The sequence below is a fragment of the Streptomyces sp. SAT1 genome, assembly GCF_001654495.1.
In the GTDB taxonomy this organism is placed as follows: domain Bacteria; phylum Actinomycetota; class Actinomycetes; order Streptomycetales; family Streptomycetaceae; genus Streptomyces; species Streptomyces andamanensis.
In genome coordinates this window covers 252,061-264,062 of the sequence record NZ_CP015849.1, presented here as the reverse complement: position 1 = coordinate 264,062, position 12,002 = coordinate 252,061, and the positions used below count along the sequence as shown (strand labels likewise).

General features: G+C 74.4%; 10 protein-coding genes. 6 read left to right on the top strand and 4 right to left on the bottom strand.

Annotation, left to right across the window (positions count from 1 at the left end; genetic code table 11):
- Nucleotide 1: 1 nt before the first annotated feature.
- The 3 genes from A8713_RS01105 to A8713_RS01095 all read left to right on the top strand — a co-directional run bounded on the left by A8713_RS01105 (nt 2) and on the right by A8713_RS01095 (nt 4,883).
- A complete protein-coding gene (locus tag A8713_RS01105; protein ID WP_173860789.1) occupies nt 2-991 on the top strand; it encodes an ABC transporter permease in 990 nt (329 codons plus the stop codon).
- Nucleotides 988-3,072, top strand: a complete 2,085-nt coding sequence (locus tag A8713_RS01100) for a dipeptide ABC transporter ATP-binding protein (protein WP_064530966.1) — start codon at nt 988-990, stop codon at nt 3,070-3,072. The genes A8713_RS01105 and A8713_RS01100 overlap by 4 nt, the downstream gene beginning before the upstream one ends.
- 128 nt (nt 3,073-3,200) lie before the next feature.
- Complete coding sequence (locus A8713_RS01095) at nt 3,201-4,883, top strand: ABC transporter family substrate-binding protein (protein WP_173860788.1); 1,683 nt, start codon at nt 3,201-3,203, stop codon at nt 4,881-4,883.
- Between the two features lie 98 nt (nt 4,884-4,981).
- Here the strand turns inward: A8713_RS01095 and A8713_RS01090 are convergent, their stop codons facing one another.
- The 4 genes from A8713_RS01090 to A8713_RS01075 form a co-directional block, all read right to left on the bottom strand.
- Nucleotides 4,982-5,557: a hypothetical protein gene (locus A8713_RS01090; protein ID WP_064530965.1), complete on the bottom strand. Its 576-nt coding sequence runs from the start codon at nt 5,555-5,557 to the stop codon at nt 4,982-4,984.
- Nucleotides 5,558-5,712: 155 nt separating this feature from the next.
- A complete protein-coding gene (locus tag A8713_RS01085) occupies nt 5,713-6,966 on the bottom strand; it encodes an MAB_1171c family putative transporter (protein WP_159393059.1) in 1,254 nt (417 codons plus the stop codon).
- The gene (locus tag A8713_RS01080; RefSeq protein WP_237305277.1) at nt 6,959-7,558 is read right to left on the bottom strand and encodes a ParH-like protein; all 600 of its coding nucleotides are present in this window, start codon (nt 7,556-7,558) and stop codon (nt 6,959-6,961) included. The genes A8713_RS01085 and A8713_RS01080 overlap by 8 nt, the downstream gene beginning before the upstream one ends.
- A 44-nt stretch (nt 7,559-7,602) precedes the next feature.
- Complete coding sequence (locus A8713_RS01075; RefSeq protein WP_018566151.1) at nt 7,603-8,076, bottom strand: helix-turn-helix domain-containing protein; 474 nt, start codon at nt 8,074-8,076, stop codon at nt 7,603-7,605.
- 407 nt (nt 8,077-8,483) lie between these two features.
- On the opposite strand from A8713_RS01075, the gene A8713_RS01070 reads away from it, so the two are divergent.
- From A8713_RS01070 to A8713_RS01060, 3 genes are read left to right on the top strand one after another with little or no spacing between them, the layout of a single operon-like run.
- A complete protein-coding gene (locus A8713_RS01070) occupies nt 8,484-9,710 on the top strand; it encodes a lycopene cyclase family protein (protein WP_064530963.1) in 1,227 nt (408 codons plus the stop codon).
- Nucleotides 9,707-10,441, top strand: a complete 735-nt coding sequence (locus A8713_RS01065; protein WP_064530962.1) for a class I SAM-dependent methyltransferase — start codon at nt 9,707-9,709, stop codon at nt 10,439-10,441. Before A8713_RS01070 ends, A8713_RS01065 begins: the two co-directional genes overlap by 4 nt.
- Nucleotides 10,438-11,991 (top strand): FAD-dependent oxidoreductase, encoded by a 1,554-nt coding sequence (locus A8713_RS01060; RefSeq protein ID WP_064530961.1) that lies wholly within the window; start codon nt 10,438-10,440, stop codon nt 11,989-11,991. Before A8713_RS01065 ends, A8713_RS01060 begins: the two co-directional genes overlap by 4 nt.
- Nucleotides 11,992-12,002: the final 11 nt, after the last annotated feature.

Here is a 12,002-nt window from a genome sequence, read left to right as displayed (position 1 = left end):
CATGTCCACCGATGCGACTCCCGGCCCGACGGCACGTCCGGTCCCCGCACCCGGGCCCGAACCGGCGACCGGCCCGAGCGGGCGGCGGCGCACACCGCGCGGCACACCCGACGCGGACCGGCCCGCACACCTCGGCCTCGGCCGCCTCTACCTGCGGCGCTTCCTGCGCAACCGGCTCGCCGTCGTCGGCGTGCTGATCCTCCTGCTGCTGGTGCTGTTCAGCGCCCTCGGCGGCCGGTTCACCCCCTACAGCCACACCGACGCCGACTTCGCCGCGCTCACCCGGCCGCCGAGCGCCCTGCACTGGTTCGGCACCAACCAGGGCGGCAACGACATCTACGCCTGCGCCGTGCACGGGCTCCAGCGCTCCCTGACGATCGCCGTGAGCGTGTCGGTGCTGACCATCGCGCTCGCCGCGGTGATCGGTTCCGGCGCCGCGTACTTCGGCGGCCGGGTGGAACGCGCGACACTCGCCGTCATCCACTTCCTCCTCGTCGTCCCCTCGTTCCTGATCCTCGCCCTCGTCTCGCACCGGCTGGCCGGCGACTGGCGCGTCCTGATCGTCGTGCTGACCGTGTTCGGCTGGATGCCGACCGCACGGGTCATCTGGTCCGTCTCGACGTCCCTGCGCGAACGGGACTATGTGAAGGCGGCCGAGTTCATGGGCGTCGGCCCGCTGCGCGTCATCCTGCGCCACATCATCCCCAACCTCGGCTCCCTGCTGATCGTCAACCTGACCCTCGGTGTCGTCGCGACCGTCCTCAGCGAGACCGCCCTGTCCTTCCTCGGGTTCGGCGTCCAGACACCGGACGTCTCCCTCGGCACGATGCTCGCCGACGGCGCGGGCACCCTCACCAGCGCACCGTGGCTCTTCGCCTTCCCGGCCGGGCTCGTCGTCCTGCTCACCGTGTCGATGACCTTCATCGGCGACGGACTGCGCGACGCCCTCGACCCCACCTCGGTGACCGGCTCGGCAGGAGGCCGACGATGACCCTCGCCACCCCCCTGCCCGCCCCGGCACCCGCCGCCGGGCCCGCCCCGGCCCTGTCCGTACGGGACCTGCGCGTCACCTTCCCCTCCGAGGCGGGACCGGTCGAGGCGGTACGCGGCGTCAGCTTCGATCTGCTGCCCGGCCGCACCCTGTGCGTCGTCGGCGAGTCCGGATCCGGCAAGTCGGCCACCGCCATGGGCATCATGGGGCTGCTGCCGCCCGCCGCCGAACTGCGCGGACAGGTACTGCTCGGCGGACAGGACCTCGTCGGCCTCGACGACCGGGCGCTGTCGAGGATCCGCGGCAACTCCATCGGCATGGTCTTCCAGGACCCGCTGTCCGCCCTCACCCCCATCTACTCCGTGGGCCGGCTGCTCTCCGACGCGCTCCGCGTCCACCAGGACCTGACGAAACGGGCCGCCTGGGAGCAGGCCGTCGCCCTCCTCGACCTCGTCGGCATCCCCGACCCGCGCGGCCGGGCCGGCGCCTTCCCGCACGAGTTCTCCGGCGGCATGCGCCAGCGCGTCGTCATCGCCCTGGCCATCGCCAACCGGCCCGCCGTGCTCGTCGCCGACGAACCCACCACCGCGCTCGACGTCACCGTGCAGGCCCAGATCCTCGACGTACTGCGGCTGGCCCAGCGGGAGACCGGCGCCGGGCTCGTCCTCATCACCCACGACCTCGGGGTGGTCGCGGGACACGCCGACGACGTCGCCGTCATGTACGCGGGCCGCTTCGTGGAGCACGCCGGCGCCGGGGAACTCTTCCGCCGGCCGAAGATGCCGTACACCGCGCGGCTGCTGGCCGCCGTGCCCACCGTCGACGGCGGCACCCGCCGCCCCCTGGTCCCCGTCGGCGGGGAACCGCCCGCCCTGGCCGGACTCACCGGCGGCTGCCCCTTCGCGCCGCGCTGCGCCGTCGCCCTCGACACCTGCCGCACCGCCGAACCGGAGCTGCTCCCCGTCGCCGGACACGGCAGCGCGGCCTGCCTGCGCGCCGCCGAGATCGCCGACGGCTCCCTGGACCCCACCGGCGGCGCCGCGCCCGCCGGGTCGCCCGCCGCCCCGGACCCGACCGCGACCGGTGAGGTGGTGCTCCGGGTCGAGGACCTGGTCAAGACGTTCCCCGTCACCAAGGGCGCCCTGCTCAAGCGCCGGGTCGGCACGCTGCGCGCCGTCGACCGGGTCGGCTTCGAACTGCGCGCGGGGGAGACGCTCGGCCTGGTCGGCGAGTCCGGCAGCGGCAAGACCACGACCCTGCTGGAGATCCTGCGGCTCGCCCGGCCCGAGGGCGGCCGTATCGAGATCGGCGGCACCGACGTCGCCACCCTCGACTCCCGTGGCCGCGCACGGGAGTTGCGGCGGGACGTGCAGATCGTCATGCAGGACCCGATGGGGGCCCTGGACCCCCGGCTGCCCGTCTTCCACTCGCTGGCCGAACCGCTGCGCGCGATCGGCCGCGACCGCGACACGATCCCCGCCCGGGTCCGCGAACTGCTGCACCTGGTGGGCCTGGACGACACGGTCGGCGACCGGTTCCCGGCCGCGCTCTCCGGCGGCCAGCGCCAACGGGTCGGCATCGCCCGCGCCCTGGCGACCGAACCGAAGCTGCTCGTGCTCGACGAACCGCTCTCCGCGCTGGACGTCTCGGTACAGGCCGGCGTGATCAACCTGCTGGCCCGGCTCAAACGGGAACTCGACCTCGCCTACCTGGTGGTCGCCCACGACCTCGCCGTGGTCCGGTACATCGCCGACCGCATCGCGGTGATGTACCTGGGGCAGATCGTCGAGACCGGGGCGACCGAGGCCGTCTTCTCCGGGCCGCGGCACCCCTACACCCGGGCGCTCCTGTCGGCGGTCCCGGTCCCCGACCCGGAGCGCGAACGCACCCGCGAGCGTGTCGTGCTGGAGGGCGAGCCGCCCAACGCCGCCCGGCCGACCGCCGGTTGCGTCTTCGTCGACCGGTGCCCGCTGTACCGCCTCGCCGACGAGGAACTGCGCCACCGCTGCCGCACGGAACGTCCGGCCCAGACGTCCGCCGCCGACGACCCGGGCCACCGCTACGCCTGTCACGGCGTCTGAGCACACCCCGGCGACGGGCATCCCGCCCGCTCCCCGAATCCGTACACCCGGCACGCCGTCCCGCGCCCGTCACCGGCGGCGCCGCGCCGTGCCCTCACCCACCCCACTCCCTGAAGGAACACCCCGCCATGCGCGCACGACTGGCCCTGCCCGTCGCCCTGATCGCCGCCGTCACCGTCACCGCCACCGCGTGCCAGTCCTCCACCGGCACGGACTCCGCCGCCCCGGGCGCGAAGAACAGCCCCACGGCAGCGTCGTCCGCCGCCGACTACAACCCCGTGCCCTACGACCGGATCAAGGACGGCGGCAGCTACACCACGGTCGGCACCTTCGACGACCAGGGCAACCCCTTCCATGTGAACTCCACACTGACCGCGTCCCGCGTCTGGGCCTGGTACAACGCCGTCGCGATCACCTACTCGCCGACCGGCGAGGTGCAGTACAACCCGGACTACTTCAGCGATGTGAAGGTCTCCGTGAGCGGCGGCGACCAGAAGGTCGTGCTGACCATCAACCCCAAGGCCGTCTTCAACGACGGCACCCCCATCGACTGGACCGCCGTCAAGGCCACCTGGCAGGCCAACAACGGTTCCGACAAGTCCTTCTCCGCCTCCTCCACGGACGGTTACTCCCAGATCACCTCGGTCGTCGAGGGCGCGGACGCCAAGCAGGCCGTCATCACCTTCAAGGGCGTCAACGCCTCCTGGTCCGCCCTGTTCACCACCTTCCTGCACCCCAAGGCCGCGACCGTCCAGAACTTCAACAACGCCTACGTCAAGAAGGCGCACCCGGAGTGGGGCACGGGCCCCTACACCGTCGGCACGTGGGACACCCACTCCGGCAACATCACCTTCGTGCGCAACCCCAAGTGGTGGGGCAAGAAGGGCAAGCTCGACAAGCGCGTCTACGTCAACCTGGAGTCGGCCGCGGCCGTCAACGCCTTCAAGAACGGGCAGCTCGACTACGTCGCCGTCGGCGACGCCGAGAGCCTCAAGCAGATCAAGGGACTCAAGGGCACGGAGATCCGCAGCGGAGGCAGCCCCTTCGAGTACTCGCTCTACTTCAACACCAGGTCCACCGTGCTCGCCGACCCGGCCGTGCGCAAGGCCATCGAGGAGAGCATCGACCGCGCGCAGATCGCGAAGATCCAGTTCCAGGGCCTCGACTACACCGAACCGCTGCCCGGTTCGGCCATCCTCTACAGCTTCCAGAAGAACTACCAGGACAACGTCTCCGCCGTCCTCAAGTACGCGCCCGAGGAGGCCGGCAAGGCGCTCGACGCGGCGGGCTGGAAGCCCGGATCCGACGGCATACGAGCCAAGGACGGCAAGAAGCTCGAAGTCGGCTACACCCTCCTCGGCGACGACGCCCTGGGCAAGGCGACCGCCGGCGCCTTCGCGGCGATGCTGAAGACCGTGGGCGTCCGCCTCGACATCAAGAAGGCCGACGAGTCGGAGTTCTCCAGCATCCTCAGCGACCGCAAATTCGACCTGTTCCTGTCGGGCAACCGCTCCATGGACCCGTTCGGCGCCCGCTACCTGTGCGACTTCTACTGCTCCGACCGCGACTCCAACCTCACCGGCGCGGGCTCCCCGGCCCTCGACAAGGAGATCCGCTCCGTCGCCCAGGTCGCCGACCTCACCGCGCAGGCGAAGAAGGCCAACGAGGTGGAACGCCGGGCGCTCCAGCAGTACGCCTTCCTCCCGCTGTTCAGCGGCCCCTCCACCTACGGGGTGAAGAAGGGCCTCGCCAACGTCGGCGCGACCATCTTCCACAACCCCCTTCCGGAGACGGTCGGCTGGGAGAAGTGACGTACCACCGGGGACGGCGGGCCACGCCCGGCCCGCCGTCCCCGGTCCGCTCAGCGGGGGCGCGACCCCGCACCGCGGCCCTGCCCGCGCCGGAGGCGTCAGCGGCGCAGCCGGTACCCGGTGAGCCGGGAGCGGGCCGCACCGGCGCTGATGCCGAGCCCCTGGCCGATCGTCTCGGCCGACAACTCGTCCGCCTCGGCGGCGTAGGCGGCCTCGTGGCCGATGTCGCGCGTGAGCTGCTCCAGTTGCCGCACGGCCCGCAGCGCCGCCACCGGAGCCTGGTCGACGAGCCGGGAGAGCCGCGCCTCCAGCCGGACCAGGGCCTCCGCGATCTCCTCCGGGACCGGCACGGCCCGGCGGTCCACGGCGTCGATGTGCGCGGACCAGTCGTCGTGCGCGGCACCGACGTCCAGGTCCTCCAGTCCGCCGTCGCCGATGTCGTCCCAGTCGACGGGATGGTCCGGGCCGCGCCAGTCGCACGAGCACGCCCCCCGGTAGGCAGCGGCCCTCGGCCTGCCCCACTTGCCGCTGTAGGCCCACCACTCACTGGTCTGGTACATGTTCGTCCCGCTGCCGATGTCGATGATGACCGGCTTCGGTTCGCTGCCGTCGGCCAGGACCGCGCCGACGTACCCCTCGTGGGACGCCTCGAACTCCTCCGTCTGCCACACCACGACCGTCTCCCTCCCTCGCGTCCCGCCGGGTCGGCGGGACCGCGTCCGAACCAACGAGGATGCCGCAACCCGGCCGCCGCCGCCGGGGAGTCGGCTACTCGCCCGGCTGAAACCCGCGGCTCGGGTGAAGCAGGTGGCCCGGACCGCACGGGAGTTCACTCGGAGGACGGCACGGGCTCCGCGGCACGGGCACGCGCACGGGCGCGGACACCGGCGACCGTCGCCGACCGGGTGAACGCGGCGGTGACCTCCAGCAGCCAGGCCGCCTCCGCCTCGACGGTCCGGGGCAGCGGCCCCGGCGCGCCGCCCGCGCCGCCGCGCGCCGAGGCGGCCTCGTGCGGCCGGTCCGCGCGCTTGTGCTCCAGGGCGGCGGCGATGACCGCGGCCTCCACCACGGCGTGCCGGTCGAAGGCGTCCTCGGGCCCGGCGGCCCGTGCCAGGGCGCGCACCACCTCCTCCGGCAGACCGGGCTCCTGGTGGGGGCGGAGCGCCAGGTGCGCGTCGCGGATCTCGATGACCCGGCGGTACAGCGCGAACTCGGCGTGCCGCGGCCCCCGGCGCCACACAGCGGCCGGCCCGTCGAGCGCTATCTCCGGGAGCACGGAGTGCAGTTCGGCCCAGAGCGGCTCCAGCGCCCGGTAGGTGCGGCGGGCGCGCAGCCAGCGCAGCGGTGCGGTCAGCCGGCCGCCCCACAGACTGGTGGTGGCCCCGCCGGTGGCGAGCAGCGCGGTCACCGCGCCCAGCACGGCGGAGACGAGGTCCTCACCCAGCCCCTGCTCGCCACGGGACAGATCGGACGCCACGTCGTTGAACGCCCACAGCGTCCACAGCGCGCCGGACGCGGCGGCCAGCATCATCATCCTGAGCCCGGCCCGCAGCGGTCCGGACGTGGTCCGGCGGGCGTGCCGGGCGAGGGCGCGGACCAGGACGAGCAGGCAGAAGCAGCCGTAGCAGGCGAACACCGCGTTGTAGGCGGCCAGTGCCCAGCCCCGGTCCGCCCGCAGCACGCCCCGCCCGGCGTCGGTCGTCACCGCCGCCAGCAGGAAGAGAATGGCCGAACCCGCCTGCACGGCCCCGGCGAGCAGGACCTGGCGGCGTCTGCGGCGCCGCGCCGCGTGCGGATCGCGGTCCGCGGCGGTGAGGGCGTGGGCGACCAGCACCAGGAACGTCAGGGCGGCGGTCTTCAGTTCATGCGTGACCAGCAGGTCGGCGTAGTGCCGCGGCAGGAGGCGGCTCACCGCGTCGAGGGTCGCCCGCGCGTTGAACAGCAGTGCCGTGCCCAGGCACCACGCGAACCCGGCGACATGGCGCTGCGCGGGATCGGCGCCGTCGCCGCGGGTGGTCCACAGCCGGTGCCCGGCGAAGACGAGCAGGACGGTGGCGGCCAGGTAGACCGCCAGGTCAGCCATCGGCGGGGCCGTCCGGGGCGCGGCGCTCCCGCCGGGGCCGGCCACCGGACGCGCCGCCGGGCGGCCCCTGCGGCGGCGCGCCGAACAGCGAACGCAGCCGGGCCTCGTCCTGCCCGGCCGGCTCGGCGGAGTCCGTGCCGCGCTCCAGGCGGGTGGCACGGTTGAGGATCAGGGAGGCGACCAGTTCCGCCTCGGCCTCCTGGGGCAGCGTGTAGACGGTGCGGCCCAGCACCCGTTCCACCAGGGCGGCGGGCAGGTGCGGCAGCAGCAGTTCGGCGGCGGCCGAGGCGGCGGGGGAGGTCTCGTGGTGCCCGCAGATGAGGTGCGCGGCCTCGTGCAGCAGGATGTGCTGCTGGTGCAGGGGAGTGGTGTCCGCGGCGTACACGATGCAGTCGGCGCGGTCGGTGGTGATCAGCAGCCCGCAGGGGGTGTGCGGACGGTAGGCGACCGGCATGAGCCGGATGTCGCGGCCGCGTTTTCCGGCGAGCAGCGCGATGAAGGCGCCGGCGTCGAAGGGGGTGGGCAGTTCCAGCCCTTCGACCAGGCGCGTACATCGCCGCCACAACCGTCTGCCGCTCCGGTCCTCCCCCACGAGCCACCCCTTCTCGCGCCCTCGCCGCGGTCCGTCCCGGCCGGTCAGCCGGTGGTGCCGTCCCTGGTGTCCGGCGCGGTGCCACCCCGGTCACGGTGGCCGCCGGCGGCCTGTTCACGGCGGGCGAGCACATCGATCATGTCATTGATCGTGTCCACTCCCTCGGGGGACAGGTTCACCGCCCGCAGCGCCACGCTGCGCACCCCGGCGTCCCGCATCGCGCCGAGCAGCTCCAGCTCCTTGGCGATGGCCTCGCCCTGCTCCTCGTCGAAGAAGTACGCCACCGGCACGTCGAAGAACTGCGCCAGTGCCTCCAGATGCCGCTTGGTCGGATTGTCCCGGCGCCCCGTGCGCAACTGCCACACGTACGTCGCCGAGAAACTCGCCCCGGTGGTCTCCCGGCACGCCCGAGCGACCTCCTCGTTGCTGAACTGCTCCCGGTTGGGCCGCCGTACGATCCGGAACAGCGCCTCGATCCGGTCGGCCAGGCTTGCCGGAGCGGCCTCGGAGCCGGTCATCCGCACCCTCCCCTCCCATGAGCCGATGTGGGATGTACCGCGTACGCGTGAATCCTAGGGCCTGTCGTCAGATTCCCGTCGTCCGCCCGGAGGGCGGGCCTCGCGGCGTCAGGTGCGTGCTCTCGGCGTGCCGGGTCCTGACCCGCGTACTGGACGTACTCGGGTCTGGGCCCGGTGCGGCGAGAGTGCGTGCATGGCGTCGCGGGGCAGGCGGGAATCTGACGACAGGCCCTAGCCGCCCCCGTGATCCGCCGGCCGGGTATGTGGACGTGGTGGCGCCTGGCCTCACCGGGCGGAACGTGCTCGGGTGGTGCCGTGCCCGGCGGCCCCGCCCGTCCCGGAACCGGGCGACCGTGTACGGCGGACGGCAGCCGCCCCGCCCGCCCGGCGCCCGCAGGAAGAGCGACATGACACGTGAGCAACGCGCCGCCCCCGGCCCTCCGTCCGGCGTCGTCGTCGTCGGCGGCGGAGCGGCCGGACTCAGCCTCGCCCACCGGCTGGCGGCCGCCGCCGTCCCCGAAGTGACGCTCGTGGACGCACCCGCCGGACCGCTGACGCCGCCCGAGCGGACGTGGTGCTACTGGGACCGGGGGAGCGGCGACCTCGACGAGGCGGTCAGCGCCTCCTGGTCCCGGCTGCGCGTCCACGGCGCCGACGGCCGGGCCGTCGCCCTGGACCCCGCCCCGCTGAGCTACCGCATGCTGCGCTCCACCGACTTCGAACGGCTGGTGCACGCCCGGCTCACCCGGTCCCCCACGGTGCGCGTCCTGCGGGCGACGGCGCGCACCGTCCGCGACACCCCCGGCGGCGCCGAGGTGCGCTGCACCACGCCCGACGGCCGGACGCTGTCCCTGCGCGCCCGCCATGTGTACGACTCCCGGCCCCGGCCCGTCCTGCCACCGGCCCGCACCCATCTGACGCAGCACTTCCGCGGCTGGTTCGTCCGCACCCGGACGGACCGCTTCGACCCGGCCGTCGCGGACCTGATGGACTTCCGCGTGCCGCAGCCGCCGCACGGGCTCGCCTTCGGCTACGTCCTGCCCCTGGCACCGGACCGGGCGCTCGTGGAGTACACCGAGTTCTCCCGGACGCCGCTAACCCGCGAGCGGTACGAGGCGGCGCTGGCCCACTACAGCGAGGACGTCCTGCGGCTCGGCCCGCTCACCGTGGAGTCGGCCGAGCAGGGCGCCATCCCCATGACCGACGGCCACTTCGCCCGGAGGGCGGGAGACGCCGTGTTCCGGATCGGGACCGCGGGCGGCGCCACCCGCCCGGCGACCGGCTACACGTTCGCCGCCGTGCAGCGGCAGACCCGGGCCATCGCCGCCGCCCTGCGCGCGGGCCGCGCGACCGCGCCCCCGCCGCACCGGCGGCGGGCCCTCGCCATGGACGCGGTGCTGCTGCGCGCCCTGGACACCGGGCGGATCGACGGCCCCGACTTCTTCACCGGCCTGTTCCGCCGCGTCCCCGCCGAACGCCTGCTGCGCTTCCTCGACGGCACCACCACCCCCTGGGAGGACTGGGGCGTCGGCATACGCACCCCCGTGGTCCCCATGCTGCGGACCGCCGTCGAACTCCCCTTCCTGCCCCGCCGCCCCCGCGGCTCCCCACCGAGCGGAGAGAGCCACCGATGACACTGCTGCGCGACCACGACCTGGCCCGCGCCTTCGACCACGCCGCGCCCACCTACGACCGCCTCACCGCCCTCAACCCCGGCTACCGCACCGACCTCCTGCGCTCGGCACGCCGGCTGCGGCTGCCCGGGGGCGGCGCCGGACTGCGCGTACTGGACCTCGGCTGCGGCACCGGCGCCTCCACCAGGGCGCTGCTGCGGGCCGCGCCCCACGCCCGGATCACGGCCGTCGACGCCTCCTCGGGGATGCTGCGGCGCGCCCTGGCCAAGCGGTGGCCGGCCGGGGTGCGCTTCCGGCACCTGACCGCCGAGGAGGTGGCGGCGGCCGGGGAAGGACCGTACGACGCGGTGTTCGCCGCCTATCTCTTCCGCAACGTCACCGACCCGGACGGCGTACTCGCGGCCGTACACTCGCTGCTGCGCCCGCACGGCCGGCTCGCCGTCCATGAGTACAGCCTCAGCGGCTCGCCCGCCCACCGCGCCCTGTGGACGGGCGTGTGCCGGGGCGTCATCGTCCCCGCGGGCACCCTCACCGGCGACCGCGCCCTCTACCGGCACCTGTGGCGCAGCGTCCTGGACTTCGACACCGCGCCCGCCTTCCGCGCGCGGCTGGCGGCGGCGGGGTTCACCCATGTCCGCGCCGTGCCCGTCGCCGGATGGCAGACGGGCATCGCGCACACCTTCCTGGCCCGCGCGGGGGCCGCCGCACCGGCGGCGGGGGACGCCCGGTGAGCGCGGCAGGCCGTACGGCCCGCCGGGGCCGCGACCGCAGGGCCGAGATCGTGCCGGCCGCGCCCGGCCGGGACCGCTTCGGGAGCGGGGACGCGCCCCGTGTCGCCGTGGCCGGCGGGGGCGTGGCGGGACTGGCCGCCGCCACCCTGCTGGCCGAACGCGGCGCCCGGGTGACCCTCTACGAACGCGAGCAGTCCCTCGGCGGACGCCTCGCGGGCCGACGCGTCCGCCTCGCCGACGGATCAGCGGCGACCATGAGCCGCGGCTTCCACGCCTTCTTCCGCCAGTACTACAACCTGCGCGGCCTGCTGCGCCGCACGGACCCCGGCCTCGACCGGCTGCGCCCCCTGCCCGACTACCCGCTGCGGCACAGCGGCGGACTGACCGACAGCTTCGCCCACGTCCCGCGCACCCCGCCGTTCAGTGCGCTCGGCTTCGTCGCGCTGAGCCCCACGTTCGGCTGGCGCGACCTCACCGCGCTGGACGCCAGGGCCGCGCTGCCGCTCCTGGACGTCCGGGTGCCCGAGGTCTACGAACGCTTCGACGGCATGAGCGCCACCGCGTTCCTGGAAGCGGTCCGCTTCCCCGCGGCCGCGCACCACCTCGCCTTCGAGGTGTTCTCCCGCAGCTTCTTCGCCGACCCGCGCGAACTGTCCGCCGCCGAACTGCTGTTGATGTTCCACATCTACTTCCTCGGCTCGGCCGAGGGCCTGCTCTTCGACGTGCCCACCGAGCCGTTCCCCCAGGCGCTGTGGGAGCCCCTCGGCGACTATCTGCGCCGCCTCGGAGCGGACCTGCGCCCCGGCACGCCCCTGCGCGCCGTCCGCCCGGACGAGGGCGGGGGAGTGGAGGTGCGGACCGACCGCGGCACGGAGCGCCACGACGCGGCGGTGCTCGCCCTCGACCCCGGGGCGCTGCGCGACCTGGTCGCCGCCTCACCCGCCCTCGGCACCCCGGCCTGGCGCGCGGACATCGCCGCCCTGAGCACCGCGCCGCCCTTCCTCGTCTCCCGGCTCTGGCTGGACCGCCCGGTCCGCGCCGACCGCCCCGGATTCCTCGGCACCAGCGGCTACGACGGCCTCGACAACGTCAGCGTCCTCGAATGCTACGAGGGCGAGGCCGCCCGCTGGGCCGCCCGGAGCGGCGGTTCGGTCGTGGAGCTCCACGCCTACGCCGTCGCCCCGGGCACCGCGCCGCAGGACATGCGGCGGCGGCTCGTCGAGGGCCTGCACCGCGTGTACCCGGAGACACGCCGGGCCCGCGTGGTGGACGCCCGGCACGAGTGGCGCGCCGACTGCCCCTTCTTCCCGGTCGGTTCGCACGCCCGCAGGCCCGCCGTCCGCACCCCGCACCCGAGGGTGACGCTGGCCGGTGACGCGATCCGCTGCGACCTGCCCGTGGCCCTGATGGAACGCGCCGCCACCACCGGCTTCCTGGCCGCCGGTGCCCTCCTCGCGGGCTGGGGCGTGCGCGGCCAGACGCTGTGGACGGTCCCCCGGGCCGGCCGCTCACCCGTGCTCAGGGCCGTCTGCCGGGCCGGGAGCCGCTGACCGTCCGGCGC